The organism is Variovorax sp. PAMC26660 (assembly GCF_014302995.1).
Taxonomy (GTDB): Bacteria; Pseudomonadota; Gammaproteobacteria; order Burkholderiales; family Burkholderiaceae_C; genus Variovorax.
Window position 1 is genome coordinate 2,722,618 of the sequence record NZ_CP060295.1, and the last position, 18,333, is coordinate 2,740,950.

An 18,333-nucleotide genomic window follows, 5' to 3' on the forward strand; every position below is an offset into this window, starting at 1 on the left:
CGCAGGGCGAAAGTTCCCCCCCTGTGCCCCATCGCGCCACCGCCCCGCTGCACACGGGAGCACTTCTTTAGAGTCGACCAGGGCATCCCGCGAACGGCTGCTACCACGGGGCCCGCGATGTAGAAGTGATAGCTGTCGGCTCTGTCGTATGGCGAGCCGTAGACCTCGGGGAACGGCGGCGGAATGGCCGCCCATAGGTCAGTGTTGGGGAGATGCTTGATCGAACCTCGCATCCACGGCTAAGTTATTGATCTGTAACGGGCGCCAGTGGGGCAGGCAGGGGTTCTGACGACCACCGAAACGACCACAAGGCCGAGGGGGTACAAAGGCATGCTAGGCGCTCCCCGCACTTATCGTTCACAAAATTCAGACCTCACCGCAGTCACGGTCGAGCGACTCAACACGGCACGCATCGCTGCCTCCTACACGGCGCGGCTTCGGCGTCGGCGTCGGCAAGGCTTCTCTCTAACGGACCTCCTGAGAGTTATGCTCCGAGCCATGCATGTCAACCGACGCTTTGCAGCGTGCTTCGCTTTCGTGATGGCTCCGCTATCAGGTTTCGCGCAGATCGCGCCGACAGACGTGGACCTGAAGTCCGCCTACTGCTTGAGGACGCTGAAGCTGCAAGTGGGAATCCTCCGCGATACGGCTGCGGGCGCCGAAAATGTGGACGTGAAGGCGAACATTAACAATTTCGCCGATGGTGTCCAGAACGACATTAATCGGATTGCGAGTTACCTTGTCCCAAAGTCCTACCTTGACCCAAGTGGCTTGCTCACTGCTTCGGCAAGGGCGGACGTAGACCTCGTAGCTGCAAGGAACCAGAACGCCGTTTGCCGCCAAAGGTGCGGTACTGCGGATGCTTCGCCGAAATGGCTTGCTTGTGCTCGAAGTTGTTCAGAGGAACAGCCTGCCCTTGCACGCATCGACGCCTGCTACACGGTGAATTGGCTGCCGTTCTAACGTCGCACGCGTTTTGTTTTCTTGAACAAAAGTCTGAGAGCTCCCTCGAAGAGATCGGGCGGCGAAGTTCCCCCCTGTGGCCCCCGAGCGAAACCCCTTGGGCACATGCTGTGCCGCTCCTACACTTGCGCATGGTCCCGACATTCCTCGATCAATTCGACGGCCATTCCCTCGACGGATTGGAGTTCTGCCGCCTCGTCTACGCCGTGTTCGAGCACGTTCGACTTGGAGAGAGCGGCGCCAGGAAGCTGCGCATGCGTCAACGGCCTGAAAAGAGGCTACTTGAGGAGCTTCTCCCGATCTGCCGCTACGTCCACGCCCGTTACGGCCCTGGCTGCTACATGACGGTGAAGTGGGTTGGCGAGGGTGGCGCCTACGACGCCGAAGTGGCGTGGCACGGAGGCAGGGCCGACGCCGCAGACTGCCCTCGATTCAGCTTCATCGAGGTCACCGGAGCACAGCATCCCAACGAGTACCTCGTGCGTGAAGCTCTGAATAGCGGGCTGGCCGTATTCGGGGTGAACGGGCTGAAGACTGTCAAGGACGAGGGAGGGCGTCGGCAGATTGTTGCCGTGCCCACCTTGCATACGCATCGGTCGCACGTTGATGAACTCGCGATCATGGTGCTGGATGCCATCAAGACAAAGATGAGGAAAAACTATCCGGAGCACACCGCGCTCGTGGTCGATTGCACACTTAACTCCGTCTACACATCGTGGGACTGGGAATTATTGGTCGTCGAAGTGAGCCGGCAACTCCCGCAGCACTCTTTCATGGAAATCCTCATGGTTGCCAACGTAAGCGGCTACTCCGATTTCGTTTACCGGCGACCGCCGTAGCGCCTACAGCGCTTCTCGCTCAGGACGCCCACTCAGCACGGTAGCCACCACGGCGCCGGCCAGCGCAATGTGATACCCGTTGGTCCTGTCAAACGGCGACCCGTACACCTCGGGGAAGATTGGCGGGACGGCTTCCCACACGGAGGCCTCATCAGCAGTCTTCAGGTGCGTCAACCGGGCGCTCATCTCGTTGATCCAGTCTGTAGCCAGGGAGTGCAGAGGGTCAGGTGCTGCGGATCGCTTCGCCATCGTCGTACGCCTCAGACTGAGGCCGTGCCGCTCAAGCAGTACCGCTTCACGGTGGCAAGGGAGAGCCCCCAGTGCGCCGCCGTCGCGGCGATGCTGGCGCCGTTCTCCATGCGCCACCTCACGACCTTCTTCGCGTCGCCCTTCACGGGACGCCCCAGGCTTGCCTTCCCTTTATGCGTAAGTCCGGTCTCTGCAAGCGACTTCCGCGCAGCGTCTCGACCAGCAGCAGTCCGCTCGTTGATCCGGTGACGCTCCATGTCGGCAACCTGCGCGAGCACCGCGAGGATCAACTCCCCCACGCCCTTGGCGATCCGACCGAGGCCCTGCACATCCACCTCAACGCCCTTGTCGAGGAGCGCCCGCACCATGGCCTGAACGTCGAGCGCATCGCGGCCAAGGCGGTCCACAGCGTAGACGTGCAACGTGTCACCCTTCCGAATGAAGGCAAGGAGCTTGGCGAATCCGGGGCGTAGCGCGGCGGGCACAGCACCGCTCACTCCGATGTCGCTGAACTCCTCGTCGAAGCTGCCCCCCATCGCGGACCGTTGCGCTTCGATGCTTTGGTCAGTGGTGGAAACGCGGTAGTAGGCGATCTGCGCCATGTCAGCCCTCCAAGGCTCAAATGATATGGGGAGGATTATGAGCCTAGCTCTTTAGTAGTGTCAATAGGTTGTGAGCTATATCAATGAGGTCAGCCCCGCGCGGCTCACAAGGTACAAGTTTCGAGCCCCTTTAAAGATTGAGGCCCACACCTGGGAGAACACCCGCCCGCGCACCCCGAGGGTGAGGGCCTGCGAGTCGCGATCTGCGCTGGCCGAGGGGTTGGGTGCGCGAGGTCTTGTGAGCGGCTGAATCCAATAGCCCCTTCACTTGGAAGAGCGGGCTGTCAGCGGCGCGGCCATAAGCCTGCGCAATAGATAAGCCCGACAGGGCGCTCGATGCCTCGAACCGTTCGAACTGCCCCGCGCAACCCGAGGGCAGACGCCCACGGGGCGCGATCAGGACTCGCCAAGGGGGCTGGTGCGTCGATGCCCGAAAACGCCCGAATCGCGATTACCCCCCTGAATTAGGAGAGCCACACCGGCTCCCGCCCGAGCACCTCTCGGGTTCACCTCCACCACACCTCAACGAAAGCACACATGCACGTCAGCACAGCCACGTCCGCAGCACCGGGCACCCTCACCGAAAGACCCCGCCGCCACCTCTCCGGCGACAGAAACCAGTGCCCTTCATGCGGCGCTTTCTTTAACAGCACCCACGCATTCGACAGCCACCGTTACGGGCGCCACGCAGGCAACCAGCGGCGATGCCTCACCGATGCCGAGAAGGTGGCCCGAGGGATGGCGCTCAACGGCGCTGGTTTTTGGGTCTCCGAAGTTCGGCGCTTCCCCGCGACGCATCACCGCGAACAACATGTCTGACCGTTCCATGTTTACCGCGCCGGCCATCGCCAAGCGATGTTGCGCCTGCGGCCACGCGCTCCCCTTGACCTCCTTCGGTCTCGATAGGTCTCGTCCGCCGCTCTTTCTCCAAGGTAGATGCAAGCCCTGTGGCCGACTGGCGATGCAGCACAGTCGTAGCAAGGCTGGGGCCGTGCCCCGGGTCTTCGAGGATGATCTGGCCGACATCTTGCCATCGCTCGAAATCCTGGCGGTGGACTCCAAGGGCGCACTTGTGGTCCCAATGGCGGACCGTCGCCGCAAAGCAGCGGCGCACCGCGAAGACCCCTCCGCTCTCCCTCGTAACTGGCTCGAACTACTCGGAGCAGAGCGCCAACTGCCTCAGGCGTTGTACGCACTGCAAAAGGCTGCGATCTATGGTTGTGTAACGGAAGTACCCGTGGGTGATTGCTCAAATATTAAGCACCAATGGGCTGCCAACCCGCATGAACGCTGGACCCACGGAATCGCGGTATAGATAACGTTCCAATGCCGAAGGCGAGGCCCTTGGAGCGTTTCAATCTTGCCTTGCGGACCCAAGACCATGGATAGCCGTCCTCATTTGAGGATCGAGAGCACTGAGTCCCATACGGCGAATCGCACTATCGGGTTGAAGCCGGGCGCCGCATGTCGACTTGGCACACCGCGACGGCCTTCTTGGTCTTTCCATCGACAGATGTGGCGCTGCTGAGCTCTCGTTACGAGGCTTGATTCCCGGTCAGGTCGTCTCGCCGAGACCGTATCGGGTGGCGGAGGTGCGCCATTGACCCCGCCGTTATCTCCCTCTTCTTCTCCGCATAGCTGTCTGTGTGTGTATCTGTGTCCCACAGATTTTTCGTTCGTGGGCTTGTCAAGCATGCAATTTGCGGTAACTCCCCGCAATTCGCAGCGAGGCCGCCGACAGTTGTTTTTGTGAGCGCTTCGACGACGGGAAACTAACAAAAAGCACTCCGAAAATTGGGCCGCCAGCCCTTGTCAATCCACGACCACCGCGAACACCAGCGACACGCCGATAACACGAAGAGAGCGAACACCGTTCGTTTCTCCTAAGGTGTTGTCACGTAACGTTTTTTTCGATCTCAACTCGGCAAATTCGCAAATTGAGGTTTCGGATGTATCATTTCCGCGAACTGAGAATCTCAGTTGCGGCAATTCTTGGCAGCCGTTTGCGGATCTCGGAAACGGAAAGGTGGCGGTGCTGAGGAGCATGCATTACCTTCAACCCATCGACACCAACCCCACTTCGCCGAGAAAAATCAAATGTCTGACCCTACATCTCCCCTGCTGCCGCAGCCTGTTCCAAACGGCTCAGATTCAACTCCGTCTGCGCCTCACGCCGCCAACGCTTCCCCTCAAGATTCCGGCGAAAGCGGTGTGGTCTCCCTGCCTACTCCGGCCACTCCGGTGTCAGGTGGCGCCCCAATCCCGCCGCCAGTCTTGCCGCTTCAAGTCCATGCAGCACCGTCACTCGACGCAGTTGTGGTTGTTGCGCCTGCGGTACCCCCAATTCCCGTGTTGCCTTTTGGGGTGTTGAACGCGAAGCAAACGGCGAAGAAGCTCAACAAAGCAGTCGAGGACACCATCGCGATGCGCAAGCATCTCTGGCCAGACGTCAGCGATGACATGCTATGGCTAATCGGCGACAGCAAGAAAAAGGGCTTTTCCCCTATACCCCGTCCGGTTCCGATCTTGATGAACATGATCGGTGATGCCTCAAAGCATGTCAGTTCGAAGTCGGTGCCAGCAGGCCGCTCCTACCTAGTGTTGTGGTGCCGAGTATTCGGCGAAGCGGTGGTGAAGATTGACAACGAGATGGTTGCTGCATCGGAGGCGGGCTATTTGGGTGAGAGGAGCGTCTCTACGTGGCGCGAACACATGCGCGTGCTTAAGGAGTTGGGTTTTATCGACTATCGGCCTGGGGCCGCAGGTCCTATGCACTTCATTCTTCTGTTGAACCCCTACAAGGTCGCGATGCAGTTGCGGGCCAAAAAATGGATTCAAGAGGTTCAGTACACCGCCCTGTTCCACCGCGCACAAGAGATTGGTGCGGGCCCGGAACTCGATGCATGAGGTGGGCGTATGGCTGCGTTCAACAAGGCGGAGTTTTGGCGGGAGCTTAATGCGACTGACGAAGACTTCATCCGTAAAAAACATGCCTCGGGCGGGTATAGCCCTGCAAAGCACCGAGAGGTGACGGCTTGGATCAAGCTTCGGGATGAGCAAAAGCGCGAGGATCGAGAAGTCGCACAACACCGGGTGGTGGTGAGTTCCGCAAACACTCAGAAATACGCGGCCATGATCGTCGCAATAGTTACTGTGGGAGGGGTGGCCTTTGGCTATCTGTTTAAGTAACTAGCTCACAACTTTCGGGGTCTTTAGTCTTCATCATCAGCAGGCTGTGGCCGCCGGCCGCGGCAATCTCCAGCGCGCGCTTGGCGCCCGTGTGTCCCTTGACGTCGGCCAGGTCGGCATAAAGCGGTGCGATCACGCCGGATGCGGCGTGCACCCGTGCCCAGCCGTCGTCCGGCGCATCGGGGAGTTGCACGGCGGCATCACTGTCGACGATGAATTGCCGCACCACGTCCAGCAGATGCCGGGCGCCATACACCTCGCCGCCCGGGACCAGCGCGGCCTCTTGCGCACTGTCCATGGGCAGCACGAGCCGCGTTGCCACGCCACGCGTGTGCAGGGCCAGCGCCATCGCCAGGGTGCCGCGCACGGGGCGCAGTTCGCCCGAAAGGGACAGCTCCCCGGCGAACTCGTGACCGGCGAGCCGGGCGCTGTCGATCTGCCCGCTGGCCGCGAGGATGCCGAGCGCAATCGGCAAGTCGAAGCGGCCCGAGTCCTTGGGCAGATCGGCCGGCGCGAGATTGACGACGATTTTTTTGTTGTTCGGAAATTCCAGCCCCGCGTTCTGGATCGCCGAGCGCACCCGCTCGCGGGCTTCCTTGACTTCGGTTTCCACCAGGCCGACCAGCGTGAAGCTGGGCAGGCCGTTCGCCAGATGCACCTCGACCGTGACACTGGCTGCTTCCAGCCCTAGCAAAGCGCGGCTTTGCACCAAAGACAGACTCATTCTTCTCCCTCTCCCCAAGATGGTGCGCCCATCTTTCTCATGCCCGGTGTGGTGCAGCGCACGGGCTTCTGCAACCACTCGAAACATCCGTTGTAGCGAATTGGCTCCCAACTCGGGCCACGGCCATCGCCTTGAGGGGCCGTATTCGTGCACTTTGGCACGCTCCCTGCTTTGGGGGTCATCAGGTTCCACAACACTTGCGAGGAGTTTCCCGATGACGCACCGTACCGCCGTTCAGGCGCTGATCGTTCTGGCCACAGCATTGACCACGTCGGGCGCCGCCCTGGCGCAGACCGCAGCAACGACGGACGCCGCAGCGCCAGCGGCAGCTCCCGCCCCGAATCTCACGGGCAACGTGTCCCTGACCACCAACTACAAGTTCCGTGGGCAAGACCAGGACATGATCGGTCGCAACGACTACGCCAAGACCAAGGGCTTCAAGCCCGCCATCCAGGGTGGCCTCGACTACGCCTTCGGCGACAGCGGCTTCTATGTGGGCAACTGGAACTCCAGCGTCAACTGGCTCAAGGGCAACAGCATCGAGACCGACCTCTACGGCGGCTACAAGTTCAAGGCCGGCCCACTCGACATGGACGTCGGTGCACTCACCTACATCTACTCGGGCAACTCGGCAGGCAACACCACTGAGTTGTATGTCGGCGCCACCTACGCCAACGACACCATCGGCTCGTTCACCGCCAAGTATTCGCACACGGTGTCGAAGGACTACTTCAACTTCGCAGGGAACAAGGGCGGCTCGGGCCTGAAGGGCACCAACACCGGCTACCTGAACCTGGCCTACAGCAAGGAAATCTTCCCCAAGGTCACGCTGAAGGCGGCCGTTGGCTACACAGCCCTCTCGAGCGACATCCGCAGGAACACGCCCTACAAGAGCTACGTCGACTACAACATCGGCGCCGCGTACGACTTCGGCAATGGCCTGTCGCTGACCGGCTCCGTGCAGGGTGCGAACAAGAAGAGCGCGTACAACACCGCGGCCGGCCCGGTGTACGACTTCGGCCTGTACACCGCGCAGCAGGTCTACTCGCCCAACAAGGCACGCTTCATCCTCACGCTGACGAAGACGCTGTAAACAATCACAACGAGGCGCGGCCCAAGCTGCCGCACCATTTCATTTCCATCCAAAGGAGCAAATCATGAAGCTGGTCACAGCCATCATCAAACCGTTCAAGCTCGACGAGGTGCGCGAAGCACTGTCGGCCATCGGCGTGCAGGGGATCACCGTCACGGAGGTCAAGGGCTTCGGTCGCCAGAAGGGCCACACCGAGCTGTACCGCGGCGCGGAGTACGTGGTCGACTTCCTGCCCAAGGTAAAGATCGAAGCGGCCGTCTCCGACGACCTCGTCGATCGCGTGATCGAAGCCGTCGAGGGTGCGGCACGCACCGGCAAGATCGGCGACGGCAAGATTTTTGTCTACAACCTCGAACAGGTCGTTCGCATCCGCACCGGCGAAACAGGCCGCGAAGCCCTCTGACCGAGTCCTGGCACGAAAGAACAACGATTATGAAAAAACTGCTTGTCTCTCTTGCGCTCGGTTTGAGCGTGTTGGCCGCCGGCACCACCGGCTTTGCGCAAACGCCCGCAGCGGCCACGGCCGAAGCGCCGGCCGCTTCGGCACCGGCTGCGGCTGCTCCCGCAGCGCCGGCCGCGCCAGCAGCCGCCACCGACGCGGCGCCCGCTGCTGCGGCACCCGCCGCCGCACCGGCACCGAAGATCGACTCCGGCGACACCGCCTGGATGCTGACCTCGACCCTGCTCGTGATCCTGATGACCATCCCCGGCCTGGCGCTGTTCTACGGTGGCCTGGGCCGCTCGAAGAACATGCTGTCGGTGCTGATGCAGGTCTTCGTGATCTTCTCGCTCATCAGCATCCTGTGGGCCGTCTACGGCTACAGCATCGCCTTCTCGGGTGACGGCAACTTCTTTGGAGGATTCGACAAGATCTTCATGAAGGGCATCACGCAGGAAACCTTCGGTGCGCTGACGACCATTCCTGAATACGTGTTCGTTGCTTTCCAGGGCACCTTCGCGGCCATCACCGTGGCGCTGATCGTCGGCGCGTTCGCAGAGCGCGCCAAGTTCTCCGCCGTGCTGCTGTTCTCGGTGCTGTGGTTCACCTTCAGCTACGTGCCGATCGCCCACATCGTGTGGGGCGGCGGCCTGCTGGGCAAGGACGGCGCGCTCGACTTCGCTGGCGGCACCGTGGTGCACATCAACGCCGGTGTGGCCGGTCTGGTCGGTGCCTACATGGTCGGCAAGCGCGTCGGCTACGGCAAGGAAGCGTTCACGCCTCACTCGCTCACGCTCACCATGGTCGGCGCTTCGCTGCTGTGGGTCGGCTGGTTCGGCTTCAACGCCGGCTCGGCGGGTGCTGCCAACGCCGTTGCCGGCCTGGCCTTCATCAACACGGTGCTTGCCACCGCTGCCGCCGCGCTGTCGTGGATCCTGGGTGAAAGCCTGCACAAGGGCAAGGCCTCGATGCTGGGCGCTGCGTCCGGTGCCGTTGCCGGCCTGGTGGCGGTAACGCCTGCTGCCGGTTTCATCGGCCCGATGGGTTCGATCGTGCTCGGCCTGCTGGCTGGCCTGGTCTGCCTGTGGGGTGTCGGTGGCCTCAAGCGCATGCTGGGCGCCGATGACGCGTTCGACGTGTTCGGCGTGCACGGCGTGGGCGGCATCCTGGGTGCCATCCTGACCGGCGTGTTCGCAGCCAAGGGCCTGGGCGGCACCGGCGGCGCAACGCCCGACACCTTCGCAATGGGCGCACAGGTCTGGATCCAGATCAAGAGCGTGGCGCTCACGATCGTGTGGTCGGGCGTGGTGGCGTTCATCGCCTTCAAGATTGCCGACCTCACCATCGGCCTGCGTGTGTCGGAAGAAGAAGAGCGCGAAGGCCTCGACATTTCTTCCCACGGCGAAACTGCCTACAACCGTTGATCCGCAACTGCGGGGCCGCCTTCGGGTGGTCCCGCAGCCAGATGGATGACCACCATCCTTTCTTACAAGAACAAATCTTCGTAACGAGTTTTTCAAGCGAGAGTCTCCTTTGGATGTTCAGCCCGCGAGCGCTTCGGCGCCAGCGGGCTTTTTTTTGCCCGCGGCTTCAATGGCCGGGGGCACAATCGACGACACCATGTGGACCTCCATCGAAGACAGCCTTTGCGAACTGGGTGAATCGCCGTTCTGGCATCCGCAGGAACGCGCCCTCTACTGGCTCGACATTCCCGGCCGGGCCGTGCTGCGCACGCGCGGCGACATCGGCACGCCGTCCGCCACCGTCGAGCGATGGCCGTTGCCGACCGAGCCCGGCTGCATGGCGCCCGCGCGCAGCGGCGGCCTCGTGATCGCGTTGCGCGACGGCATTTACCGCGCACGTGAATGGGGTGGCGAACTGGTCGTGATGGCGCGCGTGGAGCACGACGTGCGCACCATGCGTTTCAACGACGGCAAGTGCGATGCGCTGGGGCGTTTCTGGGGCGGCTCGCTCAACGAGGCGAAGGACCGCGCCAACGCAGCCCTCTATTGCTTCGATGCGCGCAGCGATACCGGCATCTCGCCCAACATCACGCAGATGGCCAACGAGTCCACCACCGCCAACGGCCTGGCGTTCTCGCCCGACGCTCGCACGCTCTACTGGGCCGACACCGCTGCGCATCTGGTGCATGCCTGGGACTGGGATGCCGAGGCCAATTCGCTGTCGCATGCGCGCGTGTTCCAGCAGTTCAATGCCAAGCCCGAAGGCTGGACGCCCGATTCGCCCTTGCACTACGACGGCCGCCCCGACGGCGCCACCATCGACGCTCAGGGGCACTACTGGGTGGCGATGTTCGAGGGCGCGCAACTGTTGCGCTTCGCGCCTTCGGGTGAGCGGGTGGCGTCCATCGCCACGCCGGTGCAGTGCCCGACCATGCCTTGCTTTGGCGGTGATGACCTGAAGACGCTGTTCGTGACGAGCGCCCGCAAGGGCCGGCCTGCTGCCGAGATCGCGCAGCGTCCGGCTTCGGGCACGGTGATCTCGATGCGGGTCGACACGCCTGGGTTGCCTGTCAGCTTCTTCGAGGACTAGGGTGGGGCTTTGCCTTTCCGTTCGTCGTTCTATGCGCTGCTGTTCAGGGCGTCGCTCCCGCCGACACGGTGCTCTTTTTCGCGAATGTCCCCCGCTTCGCTCCTCCTTTATTTCGCGAAAAAGAGCCCCGTATCGACGTGAGCGTTGGACAGAGTGGTCGTTGATCGCCGATCACCAGCAGCGTGTCCATGTGCGAATGACGCCAGGTGCTCCCCGCAGCGAAATAAAGGAGGAGCGAAGCGGGGGACATTCGCGGAGGGGAGCACCTGGTGTCATTCGCACGCGCCCCGAACAGCAGTGCCCAAAAAACAAGCAACCCGCAGCACGACACGCGATGGTGCAGTAAACCCCATGGCTCTGCAGCACATCCCGCCGATCCAGTGCTTGTTGACCTTCGAGGCCGTGGCCCGATTGCGCCATGCAGGCCGCGCGGCCGACGAGCTGTGCGTGACGCCGAGCGCGGTGAGCCACCGCATCCGCCAGCTCGAATCGCACGTGGGCTTCAAGCTCTTCGGCCGTAGCGATTTCAGCCTGACAGCCGACGGCGCGGCCTACCTTGCGAACGTACGCACCGGCCTTGCGGCGTTGCAGGCCACGCCGCTCGGCAGCAGTGCCGTGCAGCGTGCCACGCGCCTGCGCATCGCCGTCACGCCGACTTTCAGCCGACAGTTCCTCATGCCCCGGCTGGAACTGTTCCGCAACATCTACCCCGACATCGAACTCGTTCTGCAGGTGTCGATCCCCTTGCTCGACGTCACCGCCGAGCAGGCCGACCTCGAAGTGCGTTACGGCCCTGGTGCATACGCCGACTGCGAGCATCGCCTCGTGCTCGAAGAGCAGGTGGTGCCCGCCTGCAGCCCGAGTTATCTCAACGAGTTCGGCCCGTTCACCGGGTTCCGCACGGCGGCTGAGATCGCCAGCGCGCGGTTGATCCGCAGCCCGCTCGAACCCTGGGGCACCTGGTTCGCAAGCTGCGGGCTCGATCAGCCCGAGCCGAACATCGGCTCGCAATTCAACGACCTGGGGCTCGTGTACGACGCGGCCGCCAGCGGCTTCGGCGTGGCGCTGGTGCGGCAGAAGATGGGCGCCGCCTGGTTCGAATCGGGCCGGCTGGTGGCGCTGTCCGACCAGGCCGTGCCTTCGCCGCACCGGCACTACATCTGCTGGCAGCCCGGCACGCTCGAACGCTGGGAATGTGCGGCCTTTGCCGAGTGGCTGGAACAGAGCCTGCGCTGACAAGGTATGAATAAACCTACTGCGCGCCCCGATCTCGCACCTGCGGTCCTTACCGTACAGAGTACGGCTGCGGTCCTCGATGCAAGCTCGGCGCGCTCGCTACGGTTTCTTCACACCTTGTGAGCCGCTGCGAGCGGGGAGGGCGGCAAAGTTCTCTCAAGCGCCACGCAAAAAACCTTCAACCCGAAGGCGCCGCATTTCCGTAGAGTGCGGGCATCCACGAGACATTCCGCCAGAAGAAGAGACAAGAAAGAGGCCTGCCGCATGAATGCGCCGCTCACACCCACGTCACACGCATCGCTACAGAAAACTGAGCGCCAGTCCCAGGTCGTTCGCGCGCTGCAGGCGCACCTGCCCGCCCACGCGCTGATCTGGCATGAAGAAGACACCACGCCCTACGAGTGCGACGGCCTCACCGCCTACCGCGCCCGCCCGCTGGTGGTGGCGCTGCCAGAAACCGAGGCGCAGGTGGCCGCCGTGCTCAAGACCTGCCATCATCTCGGCGTGCCCGTGGTGGCGCGCGGCGCGGGCACCGGCCTGTCGGGCGGCGCGATGCCGCACACGCTGGGCGTGACGATGTCGCTCGCCAAGTTCAACCGCATCCTGAAGATCGATCCGGTGAGCCGCACGGCCGTTGTGCAGTGCGGCGTGCGCAACCTGGCCATCAGCGAGGCGGCCTCGCCCTTCAACCTCTACTACGCACCCGATCCATCGAGCCAGATCGCCTGCACCATCGGCGGCAACGTGGCCGAGAACTCGGGCGGCGTGCACTGCCTGAAGTACGGCCTGACGTTGCACAATGTGCTGCGCGTGCGCGGCTTCACGGCCGAGGGCGAGCCCATCGAATTCGGCGGCGAAGCGCTCGATGCACCGGGACTCGACCTGCTCGCGCTCGTCATCGGCAGCGAAGGCATGCTGGCCGTGACCACCGAGGTCACCGTCAAGCTGGTGCCCAAGCCGCAGTTGGCGCGCTGCATCATGGCCAGCTTCGACGACGTGCGCAAAGCCGGCGACGCGGTGGCTGCAGTGATCGCCGCCGGCATCATCCCGGCGGGGCTGGAGATGATGGACAAGCCCATGACCGCCGCCGTCGAAGACTTCGTGCACGCGGGCTACGACCTCGATGCCGCCGCCATTCTTCTGTGCGAATCCGATGGCACACCCGAAGAGGTGGAAGAAGAAATCGGCCGCATGAGCGCCGTGCTGCGCGGCTGCGGCGCCACCGCCATCGCGGTGAGCACCAGCGAAGACGAACGCATGAAGTTCTGGAGCGGCCGCAAGAACGCCTTTCCGGCATCGGGCCGCATCAGCCCCGACTACATGTGCCTGGACTCCACCATCCCTCGCAAGCGGCTGGCCGACATTCTTCTGGCCATCCAGGAGATGGAGAAGAAATACAACCTGCGCTGCTGCAACGTGTTCCATGCAGGCGACGGCAACCTGCATCCGCTGGTGCTGTTCGATGCCAACGACCCCGACGAGCTGCACCGCTGCGAGCTGTTCGGCGCCGACATCCTCGAAACCAGCGTCGCGATGGGCGGCACCGTGTCGGGCGAGCATGGCGTGGGCGTGGAGAAGCTCAACAGCATGTGCGTGCAGTTCACCGCCACCGAGAACGAGCAGATGTTCGGCGTCAAGCGCGCCTTCGATCCGGCCGGCTTGCTGAACCCCGGCAAGGTCATCCCGACGCTGCAGCGTTGCGCCGAATACGGCAAGCAGGTGGTGCGCGGCGGCAGGCTGCCGCATGCCGATCTGCCGCGTTTCTGAAGAGGAGGCACCCGGTCATGGATCAAGCCCTCCACCAGATCGTCGAGCGCATCCGCGCCGCAACCGCCGACGCCACGCCGCTGTGCATTCGCGGCGGCGGCACCAAGGACTTTCACGGCGAAGCGCCCCAAGGCGAAGTCCTGAGCACCACCGGGCTCACCGGCATCACGAGCTACGAGCCGAGCGAGCTGGTCGTCACCGTGCGCGCCGGCACGCCGCTCGTCGAACTCGAAGCGGTGCTTGCCGAGCAAGGGCAGTGCCTGCCGTTCGAGCCGCCGCACTTCGGCGCGAGTGGCGCCACCACCGTGGGCGGCATGGTCGCTGCAGGCCTCAGCGGCCCCGCGCGCGCCAGCGCGGGCGCGGTGCGCGACTACGTGCTGGGCGCCACGCTCGTCAACGGACGCGGCGACATCCTGAGCTTCGGCGGACAGGTGATGAAGAACGTGGCGGGCTACGACGTCTCGCGCGTGCTGGCGGGTTCGCTCGGCACGCTGGGCGTGATCGCCGAGGTCAGCCTCAAGGTGTTGCCCGTGGCGCCGGCCGAGGCCACGCTCGAATTTGCTTGCGGCCAGGCCGATGCGCTGCGACTGCTCAACGAATGGGGCGGCCGACCATTGCCGCTGAATGCGAGCTGCTGGTTCGAGCACGCCGGTGCCGGCACGCTCTACCTCCGATTGCGCGGCGCGGTCGCGGCCGTGGAGGCCGCCTGCACGCACCTTGGCGGCGAGCGCAAGGACAACGCGCGTGCCGCCGCCGATTGGCAATCGCTGCGCGACCAGCAGTTGCCATGGTTCGCCACAACCGAGGGGCCGGATGCGCTCTGGCGCCTGTCGGTGCCGCAGACCGCACCGGTGCTTGCGCTCGATGGCGCCGCGCCATTGATCGAATGGCATGGCGGCCAGCGCTGGTACAAGGCGCCGCCGGAGCAGGCCACGCGCATTCGCGAAGTCGCACGCGCGGCGGGCGGCCACGCCACGCTGTTCAGGCTGCCTGCCGGCGCCGACGTGCACACAGGCATTCCGCGCTTCGACGTGTTGAGCACGCCGGTCGAACGGATTCATCGCGCGCTGATGCACGAATTCGATCCGCACAGCCTCTTTCATCGCGGCCGCCTCATCGCTGACGCATAAAAAAATAGAGAACACCCCGCGATGCAAACCGAACTCGCCCCCGAATTTCGCGACACCGACGAAGGCCGCGAAGCCGAAGCCATCCTGCGCAAGTGCGTGCACTGCGGCTTCTGCACCGCCACCTGCCCCACCTACCAACTGCTCGGCGACGAGCTGGATGGCCCGCGCGGGCGCATCTACCTCATCAAGCAGGTGCTCGAAGGCAAGACGCCCACGCGCAGCACGCAACTGCACCTCGACCGTTGCCTGACCTGCCGCAACTGCGAAAGCACCTGCCCGAGCGGCGTGCAGTACGGCAACCTCGTCGACATCGGCCGCAAGATCGTCGACGAGAAAGTGCCGCGCCCCGCGATGGAGTCGGCACAGCGTTGGTTGCTGAAAGAGGGCTTGTCATCGCCACTCTTCGGCCCCGCGATGAAGCTCGGCCAGTCGGTTCGCGGCCTGCTGCCCGAGGCGCTCAAAGCCAAGGTGCCCGCGAAGCAGGAGGCCGGCGCCTGGCCCACCGCCATGCATGCGCGCAAGGTGCTGATGCTCGCAGGCTGTGTGCAGCCGTCGATGATGCCGAACATCAACAGCGCCACCGCGCGCGTGCTCGACGCGGCCGGCATTCAGACCGTGATCGCGAAGGAAGCCGGCTGCTGCGGTGCCGTGAAGTTCCACCTCAACGACCAGGAGGGCGGCAAGGTGCAGATGCGCGCCAACATCGATGCGTGGTGGCCGCAGGTCGAACGCAACGAGGTCGAAGCCATCGTGATGAACGCCTCGGGCTGCGGCGTCACCGTGCGTGAGTACGGCCACATCCTGCAGCACGACCCGGCCTACGCGTCCAAGGCCGCGCGCATCAGCGAACTGACGCGCGACCTGAGTGAGTTGCTGCCCGACCTCGTGCCCGCATTGAAGGCCCGTGTGCGCGCACCCGCTGGCGTGGTGGCCTACCACCCGCCCTGCACGCTGCAGCACGGCCAGAAGCTGCGCGGCGGCGTCGAGACGCACTTGCGCGCACTGGGTTTCGACGTGCGCGTGGCCATGAACGAATCGCACCTGTGCTGCGGCTCGGCCGGCACCTACTCGGTGCTGCAGCCCGAGCTGGCCTATCCGCTGCGCGACCGCAAGCTCGGCCATCTGAAGCAACTGCAGCCCACCACCATTGCCTCGGCCAACATCGGCTGCATCACGCACCTGCAAAGCGGCAGCGGCGACACACCGGTGCGGCACTGGGTGGAACTGCTCGATGCGGCGCTGGGAGCGCCGGGTAGGGCTTGATCGCACAGCGTGGAGGGCTGTGGTCCGACTCGCGCGGAGGGCGGTCGCGGCGCATCATGGGCGCACCGAACCTGCAAGGAGCCAGTGTCATGTCCCATGCCCACGCATTCTTCATCCCCGTCCGCCTGCGCAACGCGCTGCTGGCGTGCGCCTGTGCAACCGGCGCCCTGGCGGCGCAGGCCCAGTCCGCCATGCCGGCCTGGCAAGGTGCAGGCTCGGTGCGCTATGTGTGCGGCGGCATCGGCTCGGACGAGTCGACGGCCATGCGCGCCGCCATGAAAGACCATCCGCTGGCGCTGTTGTTCTCGCGCGCGGACGGCGCCTACATGGCGAACGTCGGTGTCGCGATCAAGGGCGGCGACGCCAACACTGCCGCTGCGCTGGCATTGACCGCCAACGGGCCGGTGTGCCTGATCGATTTGCCGGCGGGCCGCTACACCATCGATGTCACCGCGCCCGGCGGTGAGACGAAGAGCCAGACAGTGACTGTTGGCGGTGGCTCGAAGACTGCCAGCTTCCGTTTCTGACGAGTCTCTGGGGCTGTTTGCGTTGGGGGGCTTGCCGTTCAGGGCGTCGCTCCCGCCGACACGGTGCTCTTTTTCGCGAATGTCCCCCGCTTCGCTCCTCCTTTATTTAGCTAAAAAGAGCCCCGTATCGACGTGAGCGCTCAGAGCGGTCGTTGATCGCTGGATCAATAGCAGCGTGCCCTGTGCGAATGACACCAGGTGCTCCCCGCAGCGAAATAAAGGAGGAGCGAAGCGGGGGACATTCGCGGAGGGGAGCTCCTGGCGTCATTCGCACCTGCCCTGAATGAATCCACGCCACGCCACGCCGCACAACGCAACAGGCGTCAGCACGGTCCCGAATGGATCGATCGAGGCGGGCGAACTCTCAGCCCGCAGCCAGTGCTGCTTCGACGTCGCGCGTGAGCGATGCCGGCGTGTCCAACGGCGCATAGCGCTTGAGCACCGTGCCGTCGCGCCCGATCAGGAACTTGGTGAAGTTCCACTTGATGGCCGTCAGCCCCAGCAGTCCCGGCTTCTCTTTCGTCAGCCACTGGTACAGCGGCGCCGCACCGCTGCCATTCACGTCGATCTTCTCCATCATCGGAAAACTCACGCCGTAGTTCTTCGTGCAGAAAGCGCCGATTTCTTCGTTCGTGCCCGGGTCCTGCGAGCCGAACTGGTTCGACGGAAACCCCAGCACCGTCAGCCCCTGATCGGCGTACTTCTCGTGCAGCGCCTCCAGTCCCGCGAACTGCGGCGTGAAGCCGCATTTGCTGGCCGTGTTGACGATCAGCAGCACCTTGCCCTTGTAGGCGGAGAGCTTCACCGGCTTGCCGTCGATCTGGTTGGCCTCGAAGTCGTAGACGCTGGTCATGGAGATGTTCCTCAGGTGGACGCAGAGGCGCGATCATCGCGCGGTGGCGGCGTTCGTGCAAACGCCGACCACAAGGCGCCCAGAATGATGAGCGCGCCGCCCACGAGGATGCGCGGGTCCATCGTGGCCGCACCCAGCGCCACCGACGAGACACTGGCGAACAGCACCTCCGACAGCATGATGACCGAGGTCGCGCTGGCCGCGAGCTTCGGCGCGCCGTACTGCAGGCACACATTGGCGATCACGAAACCCGTGCCCAACACCGCGGCCCAGCCGAGCCAGCCGGGCGAAGCGAGCATGGGCGAATCGATGCCGCCGAACGCCGTGCCGACCAGTGCCGCGATGCCCGCGACCACGGTGCAGCCGCAGAACATGGCCAGCGCGCGCGACTCGCCCGGTGCATGCCGCAGATGGCGCAGCACGATGTTGGTCACCGCGAAGCCGAAGCCCGCCGCCACGCCAAGCCAGTCCGGCAGGCTCGACGGCACGGGCCAGTCGGTGCCCGGCGTCTTGAGCACCACCACCACGCCGGCCAGGGCCAGCGCCACCCGCGCCAGCGCGCCGCCCGTGGGCCGCTCGCCCAGCAGCAGCCAGGCCAGCAGCACGCTCCACAGCGGCATCAGATAGAACAGCAGCACCACGCGCACCACATCGCCCTGCGTCACGGCCCAGTTGAAGCCCACGTTGGTGAAGCCTGCCGCCAGGCCCAGCACCACCAGCATCGGAAAAGCCGCGAAGCCTTTCCAGGCATGCCGGCGCACGAGGCCCATCACGGTGGCGATGGCAAGGTAGATCAGGCAGGTGGTCCACAGCGGATGCAGCCCATGGCTTGCGATCTGGCGGAACGGGAACCACGAAACGCCCCACACGAAGGCGTTGAACATCAGGGCGAGTGCGGGCATGGTG

General features: G+C 64.1%; 17 protein-coding genes and 1 pseudogene. 12 read left to right on the forward strand and 6 right to left on the reverse strand.

All coding sequences use genetic code 11. From position 1 onward, the window contains the following. Positions 1-1,094 precede the first annotated feature (1,094 nt). Positions 1,095-1,802, forward strand: coding sequence for a hypothetical protein (locus H7F35_RS13130; RefSeq protein ID WP_187113277.1), 708 nt, complete (start codon positions 1,095-1,097; stop codon positions 1,800-1,802). Between the two features lie 260 nt (positions 1,803-2,062). Here H7F35_RS13130 and H7F35_RS13135 read toward each other — a convergent pair whose 3' ends face one another. From H7F35_RS13135 to H7F35_RS13145, 3 genes are all read right to left on the reverse strand, one after another. Continuing rightward, positions 2,063-2,653, reverse strand: a complete 591-nt coding sequence (locus H7F35_RS13135) for a recombinase family protein (protein ID WP_187113278.1) — start codon at positions 2,651-2,653, stop codon at positions 2,063-2,065. A gap of 627 nt (positions 2,654-3,280) precedes the next feature. Further along, positions 3,281-3,505 carry a hypothetical protein gene (locus tag H7F35_RS13140; protein ID WP_187113279.1) on the reverse strand — a complete coding sequence of 75 codons (225 nt, stop codon included), beginning with the start codon at positions 3,503-3,505 and terminating at the stop codon, positions 3,281-3,283. A gap of 960 nt (positions 3,506-4,465) precedes the next feature. Continuing rightward, entirely contained in the window at positions 4,466-4,699 is a 234-nt protein-coding gene (locus H7F35_RS13145; protein WP_187113280.1) for a hypothetical protein, read from the reverse strand. A gap of 228 nt (positions 4,700-4,927) precedes the next feature. Here H7F35_RS13145 and H7F35_RS13150 point away from each other — a divergent pair, with 228 nt between their 5' ends. Both H7F35_RS13150 and H7F35_RS13155 read left to right on the forward strand, forming a co-directional pair. Beyond that, on the forward strand, positions 4,928-5,560 hold the full coding sequence (locus H7F35_RS13150; RefSeq protein WP_187113281.1) for a hypothetical protein: 633 nt from the start codon (positions 4,928-4,930) through the stop codon (positions 5,558-5,560). A 9-nt stretch (positions 5,561-5,569) separates the two neighbouring features. Further along, positions 5,570-5,842: a hypothetical protein gene (locus H7F35_RS13155; RefSeq protein WP_187113282.1), complete on the forward strand. Its 273-nt coding sequence runs from the start codon at positions 5,570-5,572 to the stop codon at positions 5,840-5,842. Positions 5,843-5,873: 31 nt separating this feature from the next. Here the strand turns inward: H7F35_RS13155 and H7F35_RS13160 are convergent. Next, positions 5,874-6,566, reverse strand: a pseudogene (locus H7F35_RS13160) (magnesium chelatase domain-containing protein); the annotation flags it as partial. Between the two features lie 214 nt (positions 6,567-6,780). On the opposite strand from H7F35_RS13160, the gene H7F35_RS13165 reads away from it, so the two are divergent. The 9 genes from H7F35_RS13165 to H7F35_RS13205 all read left to right on the forward strand — a co-directional run bounded on the left by H7F35_RS13165 (position 6,781) and on the right by H7F35_RS13205 (position 16,574). Beyond that, positions 6,781-7,659 (forward strand): TorF family putative porin, encoded by an 879-nt coding sequence (locus H7F35_RS13165; protein WP_187113283.1) that lies wholly within the window; start codon positions 6,781-6,783, stop codon positions 7,657-7,659. Positions 7,660-7,723: 64 nt separating this feature from the next. Beyond that, the gene (gene glnK / locus H7F35_RS13170; protein ID WP_007833403.1) at positions 7,724-8,062 is read left to right on the forward strand and encodes a P-II family nitrogen regulator; all 339 of its coding nucleotides are present in this window, start codon (positions 7,724-7,726) and stop codon (positions 8,060-8,062) included. Positions 8,063-8,091: 29 nt separating this feature from the next. Continuing rightward, positions 8,092-9,522, forward strand: coding sequence for an ammonium transporter (locus H7F35_RS13175; protein WP_187113284.1), 1,431 nt, complete (start codon positions 8,092-8,094; stop codon positions 9,520-9,522). 196 nt (positions 9,523-9,718) lie between these two features. Beyond that, positions 9,719-10,651 (forward strand): SMP-30/gluconolactonase/LRE family protein, encoded by a 933-nt coding sequence (locus H7F35_RS13180; protein WP_187113285.1) that lies wholly within the window; start codon positions 9,719-9,721, stop codon positions 10,649-10,651. 351 nt (positions 10,652-11,002) lie between these two features. After that, positions 11,003-11,887, forward strand: coding sequence for a LysR substrate-binding domain-containing protein (locus H7F35_RS13185; protein ID WP_187113286.1), 885 nt, complete (start codon positions 11,003-11,005; stop codon positions 11,885-11,887). Positions 11,888-12,151: 264 nt separating this feature from the next. Beyond that, positions 12,152-13,654 (forward strand): FAD-linked oxidase C-terminal domain-containing protein, encoded by a 1,503-nt coding sequence (locus H7F35_RS13190; RefSeq protein ID WP_187113287.1) that lies wholly within the window; start codon positions 12,152-12,154, stop codon positions 13,652-13,654. A gap of 17 nt (positions 13,655-13,671) precedes the next feature. Then, positions 13,672-14,784 (forward strand): glycolate oxidase subunit GlcE, encoded by a 1,113-nt coding sequence (gene glcE / locus H7F35_RS13195; RefSeq protein ID WP_187113288.1) that lies wholly within the window; start codon positions 13,672-13,674, stop codon positions 14,782-14,784. Positions 14,785-14,805: 21 nt separating this feature from the next. Continuing rightward, positions 14,806-16,047 (forward strand): glycolate oxidase subunit GlcF, encoded by a 1,242-nt coding sequence (gene glcF / locus H7F35_RS13200; protein ID WP_187113289.1) that lies wholly within the window; start codon positions 14,806-14,808, stop codon positions 16,045-16,047. 89 nt (positions 16,048-16,136) lie between these two features. Then, a complete protein-coding gene (locus tag H7F35_RS13205; protein WP_187113290.1) occupies positions 16,137-16,574 on the forward strand; it encodes a carboxypeptidase regulatory-like domain-containing protein in 438 nt (145 codons plus the stop codon). 364 nt (positions 16,575-16,938) lie between these two features. On the opposite strand, the gene H7F35_RS13210 is transcribed toward H7F35_RS13205, so the two are convergent. After that, positions 16,939-17,427, reverse strand: coding sequence for a glutathione peroxidase (locus H7F35_RS13210; RefSeq protein WP_187113291.1), 489 nt, complete (start codon positions 17,425-17,427; stop codon positions 16,939-16,941). A gap of 11 nt (positions 17,428-17,438) precedes the next feature. Beyond that, on the reverse strand, positions 17,439-18,329 hold the full coding sequence (locus tag H7F35_RS13215) for a DMT family transporter (protein WP_187113292.1): 891 nt from the start codon (positions 18,327-18,329) through the stop codon (positions 17,439-17,441). Positions 18,330-18,333 lie beyond the last annotated feature (4 nt).